Origin of the sequence: Leucobacter chromiiresistens, from assembly GCF_001477055.1 — a bacterium.
Taxonomy (GTDB): Bacteria; Actinomycetota; Actinomycetes; order Actinomycetales; family Microbacteriaceae; genus Leucobacter; species Leucobacter chromiiresistens_A.
In genome coordinates this window covers 12,948-23,492 of sequence record NZ_LDRK01000047.1, presented here as the reverse complement: position 1 = coordinate 23,492, position 10,545 = coordinate 12,948, and the positions used below count along the sequence as shown (strand labels likewise).

The 10,545-nt window shown below is 65.5% G+C and carries 20 protein-coding genes; all 20 read right to left on the bottom strand.

What is annotated here, in order from left to right; genetic code table 11:
- Positions 1 to 600: an adenylate kinase gene (locus NS354_RS08310; RefSeq protein WP_010156418.1), complete on the bottom strand. Its 600-nt coding sequence runs from the start codon at positions 598 to 600 to the stop codon at positions 1 to 3.
- On the bottom strand, positions 597 to 1,922 hold the full coding sequence (gene secY / locus NS354_RS08305; RefSeq protein WP_010156417.1) for a preprotein translocase subunit SecY: 1,326 nt from the start codon (positions 1,920 to 1,922) through the stop codon (positions 597 to 599). The genes NS354_RS08310 and secY overlap by 4 nt, the downstream gene beginning before the upstream one ends.
- A 211-nt stretch (positions 1,923 to 2,133) precedes the next feature.
- Positions 2,134 to 2,595: a 50S ribosomal protein L15 gene (gene rplO / locus NS354_RS08300; protein ID WP_058594069.1), complete on the bottom strand. Its 462-nt coding sequence runs from the start codon at positions 2,593 to 2,595 to the stop codon at positions 2,134 to 2,136.
- Positions 2,592 to 2,780 (bottom strand): 50S ribosomal protein L30, encoded by a 189-nt coding sequence (rpmD, locus tag NS354_RS08295; RefSeq protein ID WP_010156415.1) that lies wholly within the window; start codon positions 2,778 to 2,780, stop codon positions 2,592 to 2,594. Before rpmD ends, rplO begins: the two co-directional genes overlap by 4 nt.
- Positions 2,780 to 3,490, bottom strand: a complete 711-nt coding sequence (gene rpsE, locus NS354_RS08290; RefSeq protein ID WP_010156413.1) for a 30S ribosomal protein S5 — start codon at positions 3,488 to 3,490, stop codon at positions 2,780 to 2,782. The genes rpmD and rpsE overlap by 1 nt, the downstream gene beginning before the upstream one ends.
- Positions 3,487 to 3,861 (bottom strand): 50S ribosomal protein L18, encoded by a 375-nt coding sequence (gene rplR / locus NS354_RS08285; protein WP_010156412.1) that lies wholly within the window; start codon positions 3,859 to 3,861, stop codon positions 3,487 to 3,489. Before rplR ends, rpsE begins: the two co-directional genes overlap by 4 nt.
- A 3-nt stretch (positions 3,862 to 3,864) precedes the next feature.
- Positions 3,865 to 4,401, bottom strand: a complete 537-nt coding sequence (gene rplF, locus NS354_RS08280; RefSeq protein ID WP_058594068.1) for a 50S ribosomal protein L6 — start codon at positions 4,399 to 4,401, stop codon at positions 3,865 to 3,867.
- A 6-nt stretch (positions 4,402 to 4,407) separates the two neighbouring features.
- Positions 4,408 to 4,806, bottom strand: a complete 399-nt coding sequence (gene rpsH, locus NS354_RS08275; protein ID WP_010156409.1) for a 30S ribosomal protein S8 — start codon at positions 4,804 to 4,806, stop codon at positions 4,408 to 4,410.
- A gap of 118 nt (positions 4,807 to 4,924) precedes the next feature.
- Positions 4,925 to 5,494, bottom strand: a complete 570-nt coding sequence (gene rplE, locus NS354_RS08270) for a 50S ribosomal protein L5 (protein ID WP_010156408.1) — start codon at positions 5,492 to 5,494, stop codon at positions 4,925 to 4,927.
- A complete protein-coding gene (gene rplX / locus NS354_RS08265) occupies positions 5,491 to 5,856 on the bottom strand; it encodes a 50S ribosomal protein L24 (protein ID WP_010156407.1) in 366 nt (121 codons plus the stop codon). The genes rplE and rplX overlap by 4 nt, the downstream gene beginning before the upstream one ends.
- A 4-nt stretch (positions 5,857 to 5,860) precedes the next feature.
- On the bottom strand, positions 5,861 to 6,229 hold the full coding sequence (gene rplN / locus NS354_RS08260; RefSeq protein ID WP_058594067.1) for a 50S ribosomal protein L14: 369 nt from the start codon (positions 6,227 to 6,229) through the stop codon (positions 5,861 to 5,863).
- Positions 6,230 to 6,261: 32 nt separating this feature from the next.
- The gene (rpsQ, locus tag NS354_RS08255; RefSeq protein ID WP_010156405.1) at positions 6,262 to 6,534 is read right to left on the bottom strand and encodes a 30S ribosomal protein S17; all 273 of its coding nucleotides are present in this window, start codon (positions 6,532 to 6,534) and stop codon (positions 6,262 to 6,264) included.
- A 2-nt stretch (positions 6,535 to 6,536) separates the two neighbouring features.
- The gene (gene rpmC, locus NS354_RS08250) at positions 6,537 to 6,842 is read right to left on the bottom strand and encodes a 50S ribosomal protein L29 (protein WP_010156404.1); all 306 of its coding nucleotides are present in this window, start codon (positions 6,840 to 6,842) and stop codon (positions 6,537 to 6,539) included.
- Positions 6,842 to 7,261 (bottom strand): 50S ribosomal protein L16, encoded by a 420-nt coding sequence (rplP, locus tag NS354_RS08245; RefSeq protein WP_010156403.1) that lies wholly within the window; start codon positions 7,259 to 7,261, stop codon positions 6,842 to 6,844. The genes rpmC and rplP overlap by 1 nt, the downstream gene beginning before the upstream one ends.
- Positions 7,262 to 7,263: 2 nt before the next feature.
- Positions 7,264 to 8,022 carry a 30S ribosomal protein S3 gene (rpsC, locus tag NS354_RS08240; RefSeq protein ID WP_010156401.1) on the bottom strand — a complete coding sequence of 253 codons (759 nt, stop codon included), beginning with the start codon at positions 8,020 to 8,022 and terminating at the stop codon, positions 7,264 to 7,266.
- 2 nt (positions 8,023 to 8,024) lie between these two features.
- Positions 8,025 to 8,405, bottom strand: coding sequence for a 50S ribosomal protein L22 (gene rplV / locus NS354_RS08235; RefSeq protein ID WP_010156400.1), 381 nt, complete (start codon positions 8,403 to 8,405; stop codon positions 8,025 to 8,027).
- A gap of 25 nt (positions 8,406 to 8,430) precedes the next feature.
- Entirely contained in the window at positions 8,431 to 8,712 is a 282-nt protein-coding gene (gene rpsS, locus NS354_RS08230; RefSeq protein ID WP_010156398.1) for a 30S ribosomal protein S19, read from the bottom strand.
- A gap of 24 nt (positions 8,713 to 8,736) precedes the next feature.
- Positions 8,737 to 9,573, bottom strand: a complete 837-nt coding sequence (rplB, locus tag NS354_RS08225; protein WP_058594066.1) for a 50S ribosomal protein L2 — start codon at positions 9,571 to 9,573, stop codon at positions 8,737 to 8,739.
- Between the two features lie 22 nt (positions 9,574 to 9,595).
- The gene (gene rplW, locus NS354_RS08220) at positions 9,596 to 9,895 is read right to left on the bottom strand and encodes a 50S ribosomal protein L23 (RefSeq protein ID WP_053386930.1); all 300 of its coding nucleotides are present in this window, start codon (positions 9,893 to 9,895) and stop codon (positions 9,596 to 9,598) included.
- Positions 9,892 to 10,545 (bottom strand): 50S ribosomal protein L4, encoded by a 654-nt coding sequence (gene rplD, locus NS354_RS08215; protein ID WP_010156395.1) that lies wholly within the window; start codon positions 10,543 to 10,545, stop codon positions 9,892 to 9,894. Before rplD ends, rplW begins: the two co-directional genes overlap by 4 nt.

The window sequence follows — 10,545 nt, the reverse complement described above, 5'->3', positions numbered from 1 at the left end:
CTACTGCCCGACTCGGGCGCTCAGCTTCGCCGACAGCCCGGCGGCGATCCGCTCCGAGACCTCGTCGATCGTACCGAGACCGTCGACGGCGACGAGGATGCCCCGCTCCGAGAACAGCTCGATGAGCGGCGCCGTCTGCGCGGCGTACACGTCCTGGCGGTGCCGGATGACCTCTTCCGTGTCGTCGGCGCGCCCCTCGAGCGCTGCGCGCTTCAGCAGGCGGGCGATGACCTCTTCGGGATCGGCTTCGAGCAGCACCACAGCGTCGAGCGACTCGCCGCTCAGCATGCCGTCGAGCGCGTGCACCTGCTCGACTGTGCGCGGGTACCCGTCGAGGAGGAAGCCGGATGCGGCGTCGGCCTGCGCGAGGCGGTCGGCGACGATCTCGTTGGTGAGCGCGTCGGGCACGAGCTCGCCCTGCTCGATGATGGCCTGCACCTGCTTGCCGAGCTCCGTGCCTCCCTGGATGTTGGCGCGGAAGATGTCTCCGGTGGAGATCGCGGGCACGCCGTAGCGCTCGGCGATCCGGCCGGCCTGCGTGCCCTTGCCCGCGCCGGGGGGCCCGATGATGAGCAGGCGTGCGGTGGTCGCTTCGGTCACTTGAGGAGCCCTTCGTAGTGGCGCTGCTGCAGCTGCGCGTCGATCTGCTTCACCGTCTCCAGGCCCACGCCCACGATGATGAGGATCGATGCGCCGCCGAACGGGAAGTTCTGGTTCGCCCCGAAGAACGACAGTGCGATGAGCGGGAGCAGGGCGATGACGCCGAGGTAGAGCGAACCTGCGCTCGTGATGCGGGTGAGCACGTAGTTGAGGTACTCGGCGGTCGGGCGCCCGGCGCGGATGCCCGGGATGAAGCCGCCGTACTGCTTCATGTTGTCGGAGACCTCTTCGGGGTTGAACGTGATCTGCACGTAGAAGAAGGTGAACCCGATGACGAGCAGGAAGAAGACGAGCATGTAGACCGGCTGGTCGCCGTAGACCAGGTTGTTCTGGATCCACACGACCCAGGGCTTCGGGTCTTCGCCGATCTGCGGCTGGTTGAACTGCGTGATCAGCATGGGGAGGTAGAGGATCGCCGAGGCGAAGATGACGGGGATGACGCCCGCCATGTTCACCTTGATCGGGATGTAGGTGCTGCTGCCGCCGTAGGTGCGACGCCCGACCACGCGCTTCGCGTACTGCACGGGGATGCGGCGCTGCGACTGCTCGACGAACACGACCGCCGCCACGACGAGCAGGCCGACCGCCAGCACGATGAAGAAGACCTCCCAGCCGCGCGACTCCTTGATGATCCACATGGCGCCGGGGAAGGTCGCCGCGATCGAGGTGAAGATGAGGAGCGACATGCCGTTGCCGACGCCGCGCTCGGTGATGAGCTCGCCGAACCACATGATGAGGCCCGTGCCCGCGGTCATCGTGATGATCATGATGAGCACCGCCCACCATTCCTGGGAGACGAGGTTCTGGCACGCCTGGTTCGCCGCAGCGCCGAAGAGCTGGCCCGAGCGCGCGACGGTGATCAGCGTCGTCGACTGCAGGATCGCGAGGGCGATCGTCAGGTAGCGGGTGTACTGCGTGAGCTTGGCCTGACCGGCCTGCCCCTCCTTGTGCAGCGCCTCGAAGTGCGGGATCACGACGCGCAGGAGCTGCGTGATGATCGACGCCGTGATGTACGGCATGATGCCGAGGGCGAAGATCGACAGCTGCAGCAGCGCGCCGCCGCTGAAGAGATTGATCATGTCGTACAGGCCGGAGCTGCCCTGATTCTGGTTTGCCACCAGGCACGCCTGCACGTTGTTGAAGTCGACGAACGGTGCGGGGATGAATGACCCGAGCCGGAACAACGACACGATCGCGAGCGTGAAGACGATCTTCCGCCGCAGATCGGGTGTCCGGAAGATCCGTCCGATGGCGCTGAACAAAATCTGCCTCCTGGAACGTCGTAAGGGGCTTCGCCTACCGACGAGAACCAATTTCTTCAGCCTACACGGCGAGCGCCGCAAGACCGAGTTATCGCCATGAATGGCGGGTGAAACACGACAGCGGGGGTGGGTGGAACGGCATGAATGCCGTATCCACCGCGCCCCCGCTGCTCGGGAGAATCCCGAGGATACTGCTGATCCGAACGGATCGTTACTTCACTGCACCGCCTGCGGCGACGATCTTCTGCTCCGCGGAGCTCGAGACCTTGTCGACCTGGACGGAGAGCTTGACCTGGAGGTCGCCGTCGCCCAGCACCTTGACGGGCTGGTTCTTGCGCACGGCGCCCTTGGCCACGAGATCCTCGACGGTCACGTCGCCACCCTGCGGGTAGAGCTCTGCGAGCTTCGCGACGTTCACCACCTGGTACTCGGTGCGGAACGGGTTCTTGAACCCGCGCAGCTTCGGGGTGCGCATGTGCAGCGGCATCTGCCCGCCCTCGAAGCCGGCCTTGACCTGGTACCGGGCCTTCGTTCCCTTGGTACCGCGGCCCGCGGTCTTGCCCTTCGATGCCTCACCGCGACCCACGCGGGTCTTGGCCTTCTTGGCACCGGGAGCCGGACGGAGGTGGTGCGCCTTCAGCACCGACTCACGCTCCTCGTTGTTCTCGCTCATGCGTCGATCTCCTCAACCACTACCAGGTGAGCGACCGCACGAATGTAGCCGCGGTTGGCCTGGGTGTCCTCGCGAACGACCGACTGGCCGATCTTCTTGAGGCCCAAGCTGCGCAGCGTATCGCGCTGGTTCTGCTTCTCACTGATGACGGACTTCGTCTGCGTAACCTTCAGGCTCTTCGCCATTACGCACCTGCCTTTGCCTTCGCGGCAGCGTCGGCCGCGGCCTTCGCCTCGGCGCGCACGATGCGGGCCGGAGCGACGCGGTCGAAGTCGAGACCGCGGCGAGCTGCGACGGAGCGGGGCTCCTCGAGCTGCTGCAGCGCCTCGACGGTCGCATGCACGATGTTCAGGGTGTTCGACGAACCGAGCGACTTGCTCAGCACGTCGTGGATGCCGGCGCACTCGAGAACGGCGCGGACCGGACCGCCGGCGATAACACCGGTACCGGCTGCGGCCGGACGCAGCAGCACGACGCCGGCTGCGGCCTCGCCCTGCACGGGGTGCGGAATGGTGCTCGCGACACGGGGGACGCGGAAGAAGTTCTTCTTCGCCTCCTCGACGCCCTTCGCGATCGCGAGGGGCACCTCCTTCGCCTTGCCGTAGCCGACGCCGACGGTGCCGTTGCCATCGCCCACCACGACGAGCGCGGTGAAGCTGAAGCGACGGCCGCCCTTGACGACCTTCGAGACGCGGTTGATGGTGACGACGCGCTCGAGGAACTGGCTCTCGTTGCGGTCGCGGCCGCCGCGCTCGTTGCGGGTGCCGCGATCGCGGCTTCCACGACGCTGCTCGCGCGGCTCGTTGCGATGATCCTGAGCCGGAGCGGCCTGCGCGGCCGTCGTCTCAGACTGGGCCTCTGCAGACACTTGCTGCTCCTTCGTTTCGTTGCTCACAGGGTCAGCCCTCCTTCACGAGCGCCATCGGCGATCGCGGCGACGCGACCGGCGTACTTGCTCCCGCCGCGGTCGAAGACCACTGCGTCGATGCCAGCGCCCTTGGCGCGCTCGGCGACGAGTTCGCCGACCTTGCGTGCCTTGGCGGTCTTGTCACCGTCGAACGAGCGGAGGTCGGCTTCCATGGTGGAGGCCGATGCGAGGGTGAGACCCTTGGAATCGTCGACGACCTGCACGAAGACGTGGCGCGACGAGCGGTTGACGACGAGACGGGGGCGGACCTCCGTGCCGACGATCTTCTTGCGCAGGCGGGTGTGGCGGCGAACGCGCGCAGCCGACCGACCCTTAGCCCGGGATACTGAAGCGGCCATGGGTTACTTACCAGCCTTTCCTGCCTTGCGACGGACGACCTCGCCCGCGTAGCGAATGCCCTTGCCCTTGTAGGGCTCCGGCTTCTTCAGCTTGCGGATGTTGGCTGCGGCTTCGCCGACAGCCTGCTTCGAGATCCCGCTGACGGTGATCTTGGTGTTGCCCTCGACCGCGAGCGTGATCCCCTCGGGGGCCTCGACGCTGACCGGGTGCGAGAAGCCGAGCGCGAGCTCCAGGCCCGTGCCCTTCTGCTGCACGCGGTATCCCGTGCCGACGACCTCGAGCTGCTTCGAGTAGCCCTCGGTGACACCGATGATGTTGTTGTTGATGAGCGTGCGGCTCAGGCCGTGCAGCGCTCGGGAGTCGCGCTCGTCGTTCGGACGGGTGACCAGCACCTGGCCGTCCTCAAGAGCGACGCGGATGGGCTCGGCGACGACGAGCGAGAGCTCGCCCTTCGCGCCCTTGACCGTGACCTTCTGGCCGTCGATCTTGACATCTACACCGCCGGGAACGGCGATGGGAAGCTTACCAATACGTGACATGACGCCTTACCACACGTAGGCGAGGACTTCCCCGCCGACGCCCTTCTGCTCGGCCTCGCGGTCGGTCAGCAGACCGGAGGAGGTGGACAGGATCGCGATGCCGAGTCCGCCGAGCACGCTCGGGATCTCGGTCGAGCCCGCGTACACGCGAAGGCCGGGCTTGGAGACCCGCTTGATGCCCTCGATGGAACGCTCGCGGTTCGGGCCGTACTTCAGGGACATGGTGATGGTCGTGCCGACGCGCGCCGCCTCGACCTTCCAGTCCTGGATGTAGCCCTCGCGCTTGAGGATCTCAGCGATCCGCTCCTTCAGCTTCGAGCCGGGGAGCGAAACGTCGTCATGATGCGCAGAGTTTGCATTGCGCAGCCGGGTGAGCATGTCTGCTACCGGATCAGTCATCGTCATGAGTGACTCTTTCTTTCTCGCCTGGTTTCATACGTCGGTACACCGCCGCATGACCTGGGTGACACACGGATTGGGTGCCCGGGAAATCCCGGGCACCCTCACCGTTTGGACTATTCAGTTATTCCGACTTGAACGGGAATCCGAGCGCGCGAAGCAGCGCACGGCCCTCATCGTCGGTCTTCGCGGTGGTCACGACAGTGATGTCGAAGCCACGCACGCGATCAATCTTATCCTGATCGATCTCGTGGAACACACTCTGCTCGGTCAAACCGAAGGTGTAGTTGCCGTTTCCGTCGAACTGACGCGGCGAGAGACCGCGGAAATCGCGGATGCGCGGCAGTGCGAGGTTGACGAGACGGTCGAGGAACTCCCACGACCGGTCGCCGCGAAGCGTCACGTGAGCACCGATGGCCTGGCCCTCGCGCAGCTTGAACTGCGCGATGGACTTGCGAGCCTTCGTGACCATCGGCTTCTGGCCGGTGATCTTCACGAGATCGGCGATCGCGCCCTCGATGACCTTGCTGTCGCGAGCGGCCTCGCCGACACCCGTGTTCACGACGACCTTGACGACGCCGGGAACCTGCATGATGTTGGCGTAGCCGAACTCCTCGCGGAGCTGCGGAACGATCTCGGAGCGGTACTTCTGCTTCAGGCGGGGCTGAGCGGTGGTCGCTGCAGTCTCGGTCATGCGAGATCCTTCCCGGACTTCTTCGCGAAACGAACGCGAACCGTCTTCTTCTTGCCGTCCTTCTCGACCTCTTCGACGCGGAAGCCGACGCGGGTCGGCTTCTTCGTCTCGGGGTCGACGACTGCGACGTTGGACACATGGATCGGAGCCTCGACGGTCTCGATGCCACCCTCGCGGGTGCCACGATCCGACTGGCCGACGCGTGCGTGCTTGGTGACGTAGTTCACGCCCTCCACCACGACGCGGTCGGTGTCGGAGAGAACCTCGATCACTCGACCCTGCTTGCCCTTGTAGCCGCCGCGCTCCTGCGACGGGCCAGAGATGACCTCGACGAGGTCACCCTTCTTGATCTTTGCGCCCATAGGACTAGATCACCTCCGGTGCGAGCGAGACGATCTTCATGAACCGCTTGTCGCGGAGTTCACGTCCGACCGGCCCGAAGATGCGGGTGCCGCGGGGCTCCCCGTCGGCCTTGAGGATAACGGCGGCGTTCTCGTCGAACGCGATGTACGAACCGTCACCGCGACGGGTCGACTTGCGCGTCCGGACGATGACGGCCTTGACCACATCGCCCTTCTTGACGTTGCCGCCGGGGATCGCGTCCTTGACGGTCGCAACGATCGTGTCGCCGAGACCGGCGTAACGACGCTTCGAGCCACCGAGGACACGGATCGTGAGCAACTCCTTGGCGCCGCTGTTGTCGGCCACCTTGAGTCGGGATTCCTGCTGAATCACTTGCTACTCCTTCACTGAGTAAGCCCGAGGGCTTACTTCGCCTTCTCGAGGACCTCGACCAGACGCCAGCGCTTCGAAGCGCTCAGCGGCCGCGTCTCGTGGATGAGCACGAGATCGCCGATGCCGGCCGTGTTCTGCTCGTCGTGAGCCTTCACCTTCGACGAGCGACGCAGCACCTTGCCGTACAGCGGGTGCTTCACGCGATCCTCGACCTCGACGACGATGGTCTTCTCCATCTTGTCGCTGACGACGTATCCGCGGCGAGCCTTACGGTAGCCGCGCTGTTCCTTCTCGACCTCAGCCATGTTCAGGCCTCCTTCGTCTCAGCGGCGGCATCCGCCTGCTCGGTCTTCTTGCTGCTCTTCTTCGCCTTCGCGGGCGCAGCAGCAGGGGTGGCACGAATGCCGAGCTCGCGCTCGCGCAGCACGGTGTAGATGCGAGCGATGTCGCGCTTCACCTGGCGGACGCGTCCGTGGCTCTCCAGCTGGCCGGTGGCCGACTGGAAACGAAGGTTGAAGAGCTCGCCCTTCGCCTTCTTCAGTTCTTCGGCCAGTCGCTCGTTCTCGAAGCTATCGAGCTCGGTGATGGCCAGTTCCTTGGTACCGATCGCCATTACGCGTCGCCCTCCTCGCGCTTGATAATGCGGGCCTTGAGCGGAAGCTTGTGGATGGCGCGGGTGAGCGCCTCACGAGCGAGCTGCTCATCGACACCGGCGACCTCGAAGAGGACGCGGCCCGGCTTGACATTGGCAACCCACCACTCCGGCGAGCCCTTACCCGAGCCCATGCGGGTTTCCGCGGGCTTCTTGGTGAGGGGACGGTCGGGGTAGATGTTGATCCACACCTTGCCGCCGCGCTTGATGTGACGCGTCATCGCGATACGAGCGGACTCGATCTGACGGTTGGTCACGTAAGCGGGGGTCAGCGCCTGGATACCGAACTCGCCGAAGGCGATCTGGTTACCGCCCTTGGACTGGCCGGTACGGCTGGGGTGGTGCTGCTTGCGGTACTTGACTCGACGGGGAATCAGCATGCTTACTTCTCCGCTCCTGCTGCAGCGGGTGCAGCCTCGGCCTGTGCACCACGGGGCGCACGGCGGCGGTCGCCGCGGTCGCGGGACGGCTTCTGGGCCGCCTGCTCGCGGGCGAGTTCCTTGTTGGTCAGGTCGCCCTTGTAGATCCAGACCTTCACGCCGATGCGGCCGAAGGTGGTCTTCGCCTCGTAGAAGCCGTAATCGATGTTCGCGCGGAGCGTGTGCAGCGGCACACGGCCCTCGCGGTAGAACTCCGAGCGGCTCATCTCGGCGCCGCCGAGACGGCCGGAGACCTGGATGCGGATGCCCTTGGCTCCGGCGCGCTGAGCGCCCTGCAGACCCTTGCGCATCGCGCGGCGGAACGCCACACGAGCAGCGAGCTGCTCGGCGATGCCCTGCGCGACGAGCTGAGCGTCGGCCTCGGGGTTCTTGACCTCGAGGATGTTCAGCTGGATCTGCTTGCCGGTGAGCTTCTCGAGGTCGGCGCGGATGCGCTCGGCCTCGGCGCCGCGGCGACCGATGACGATGCCGGGACGCGCCGAGTGGATGTCCACGCGGACGCGGTCACGGGTGCGCTCGATCTCGACGCGCGAGACGCCTGCGCGATCGAGCTGCTTCGTCAGGTGCTGACGGATCTTGATGTCCTCGGCGAGGTAGTCGGCGTAACGCTGACCGGCCTTCGTCGAGTCCGAGAACCAACGCGACACGTGGTCGGTGGTGACCCCGAGGCGGAAGCCATAGGGATGAATCTTCTGGCCCATACCTAGGCTCCCTTCTTCACGGCGGCGAGCTCATCAGCCGTCTGCAGCACGATGGTGATGTGGCTGGTGCGCTTGTTGATACGGAATGCGCGTCCCTGTGCGCGGGGGCGGAAGCGCTTGAGCGTCGCGCCCTCGTCCACGAAGGCACGAGCTACCACGAGCTCGTCCTCATTGAGACGCAGGTTCTCCTTGTCGGCCTTGACGCGCGCATTCGCGATCGCCGAGGCGACGAGCTTGAAAATCGGCTCCGCTGCGGCCTGGGGGGCGAACTTCAGGATGGCGAGGGCCTCCTGCGCGTTCTTCCCGCGGACCAGGTCAATGACACGACGGGCCTTCTGGGGGGTGATGCGGATATGACGCACGCGTGCGATCGACTCCACCATTTCTCTTCCTCCTTCACGTCACCGCTTAGCGGCGACGGCCCTTCTTGTCGTCCTTCACGTGACCGCGGAAGGTACGCGTGGGCGCGAACTCGCCCAGCTTGTGACCGACCATGGTCTCCGTGACGAACACGGGGATGTGCTTCCGACCGTCGTGCACCGCGATCGTGTGACCCAGCATGGCCGGGATGATCATCGAGCGGCGCGACCAGGTCTTGATCACGTTCTTGGAACCGGCTTCGTTCTGGACAATCACCTTGTTCAACAGGTGGTTGTCGACGAAGGGGCCCTTCTTGAGACTACGAGGCATCTTCTACTCTCTCCTACCTGTCGACTAACGCTTCTTGCCAGCGTTACGGCGACGCACGATGAGCTTGTCGCTTTCCTTGTTCGGATGGCGCGTACGGCCTTCCTTCTGGCCCCAGGGGCTGACCGGATGACGACCACCGGAGGTGCGGCCTTCGCCACCGCCGTGCGGGTGATCGACCGGGTTCATGACGACACCGCGCACGGTCGGGCGGACGCCCTTCCAGCGCATGCGGCCGGCCTTGCCCCAGTTGATGTTCGACTGCTCGGCGTTGCCCACCTCGCCGACGGTCGCGCGGCAGCGCGCGTCGACGTTGCGGATCTCGCCCGAGGGCAGACGCAGCTGGGCGTAGGGGCCGTCCTTCGCCACGAGGCGCACCGAAGCGCCGGCGGAACGAGCGAGCTTCGCTCCCCCGCCCGGCTTCAGCTCGATCGCGTGGATGACGGTACCGGTCGGGATGTTGCGCAGCGGCAGGTTGTTGCCCGGCTTGATATCCGCGCCGGAGCCCGACTCGACGATATCGCCCTGCTTCAGCTTGTTCGGGGCGATGATGTAGCGCTTCGTGCCGTCCACGAAGTGCAGCAGCGCGATGCGCGCCGTGCGGTTCGGGTCGTACTCGATGTGCGCGACCTTGGCGTTCACGCCGTCCTTGTCATGACGACGGAAGTCGATGACGCGGTACTGGCGCTTGTGGCCACCACCGATGTGACGGGTGGTGATCCGGCCCTGGTTGTTGCGGCCGCCGGTCTTGGGCAGCGGACGGAGCAGCGACTTCTCAGGCGTCGAGCGCGTGATTTCGGCGAAATCAGCGACGCTCGAGCCGCGACGACCCGGGGTCGTCGGCTTGTACTTGCGAATTGCCATGATGTGTTCCTCTTCGCCCCTTCTACAGCGCAGCCGTGAAGATGTCGATGGAGCCCGACTTCAGGGTGACGATCGCGCGCTTCGTGTCCTTGCGCTTGCCCAGACCGAACTTCGTGCGGCGGGTCTTGCCCTTGCGGGTCAGCGTGCGGACCTTGGCGACCTTCACATTGAAGACCTCCTCGACGGCGAGCTTGATCTCGGTCTTGTTCGACTCCGGCTGCACCTCGAAGGTGTACTGGCCGTTGGCGTCGATGAGACCGTAGCTCTTCTCCGAGACGATCGGGCGGATGATGACGTCGTGTGCGGACTTGTTCAAGCTCACTTCGTGTCCTCCTGAGCGGCACGGCCATCGACGAACGCGTCGAAGGCGGCCTTGGTGAAGACGAGATCGTCGCTGACGACCACGTCGTAGGCGTTGAGCTGATCCTGGAACAGCACGTGGACGTGCGCCAGGTTGCGAACGCTGAGCGCCGTCAGTTCATCCTCACGGGTGATGACCACGAGCACGCGCTTGCCCGGCGCCACCGATGCGAGGAACTCGCGAGCGGCCTTGGTGCTGGGCTTGTCGGCGATGCCGAACGTCTCGACGACGTGCAGACGGTTCGCGCGGGCGCGATCCGAGAGCAGGCCGCGAAGCGCAGCGGCGATCATCTTCTTGGGGGTGCGCTGAGCGTAGTCGCGCGGCACGGGACCGTGCACGACGCCGCCGCCGCGGTGCTCGGGAGCACGCACCGAACCCTGACGGGCGCGGCCGGTGCCCTTCTGCTTGAACGGCTTGACGCCCGAACCGGAGACCTCGCCGCGGTTCTTGGTCTTGTGCGTTCCCTGACGCGCAGCGGCGAGCTGAGCGGTGACCACCTGGTGGATCAGCGGGATGTTGGGGTCGACGCCGAAGATGGTCTCGGGAAGATCAACCGACCCGGCCTTCTTGCCCTGTGCGTCGAACACCTCGAGCTTGGTAGCGGTAGCCAT

Bases quoted from the DNA above. Each gene is read 5' to 3' on its own strand.
- rplV (WP_010156400.1), bottom strand. From the start codon at position 8,405: ATGGTGGAGTCGATCGCACGCGTGCGTCATATCCGCATCACCCCCCAG.
- rplF (WP_058594068.1), bottom strand. From the start codon at position 4,401: ATGTCACGTATTGGTAAGCTTCCCATCGCCGTTCCCGGCGGTGTAGAT.
- rplP (WP_010156403.1), bottom strand. From the start codon at position 7,261: ATGCTGATTCCCCGTCGAGTCAAGTACCGCAAGCAGCACCACCCCAGC.
- rpsC (WP_010156401.1), bottom strand. From the start codon at position 8,022: ATGGGCCAGAAGATTCATCCCTATGGCTTCCGCCTCGGGGTCACCACC.
- rplE (WP_010156408.1), bottom strand. From the start codon at position 5,494: ATGACCGAGACTGCAGCGACCACCGCTCAGCCCCGCCTGAAGCAGAAG.
- rpmD (WP_010156415.1), bottom strand. From the start codon at position 2,780: ATGGCGAAGAGCCTGAAGGTTACGCAGACGAAGTCCGTCATCAGTGAG.
- rpmC (WP_010156404.1), bottom strand. From the start codon at position 6,842: ATGGCGATCGGTACCAAGGAACTGGCCATCACCGAGCTCGATAGCTTC.
- rplB (WP_058594066.1), bottom strand. From the start codon at position 9,573: ATGGCAATTCGCAAGTACAAGCCGACGACCCCGGGTCGTCGCGGCTCG.
- rplO (WP_058594069.1), bottom strand. From the start codon at position 2,595: ATGAGCGAGAACAACGAGGAGCGTGAGTCGGTGCTGAAGGCGCACCAC.
- rpsS (WP_010156398.1), bottom strand. From the start codon at position 8,712: ATGCCTCGTAGTCTCAAGAAGGGCCCCTTCGTCGACAACCACCTGTTG.
- rplR (WP_010156412.1), bottom strand. From the start codon at position 3,861: ATGGCCGCTTCAGTATCCCGGGCTAAGGGTCGGTCGGCTGCGCGCGTT.
- rpsH (WP_010156409.1), bottom strand. From the start codon at position 4,806: ATGACGATGACTGATCCGGTAGCAGACATGCTCACCCGGCTGCGCAAT.
- rpsQ (WP_010156405.1), bottom strand. From the start codon at position 6,534: ATGGCTGAGGTCGAGAAGGAACAGCGCGGCTACCGTAAGGCTCGCCGC.
- rplX (WP_010156407.1), bottom strand. From the start codon at position 5,856: ATGGGCGCAAAGATCAAGAAGGGTGACCTCGTCGAGGTCATCTCTGGC.
- rplD (WP_010156395.1), bottom strand. From the start codon at position 10,545: ATGGCTACCGCTACCAAGCTCGAGGTGTTCGACGCACAGGGCAAGAAG.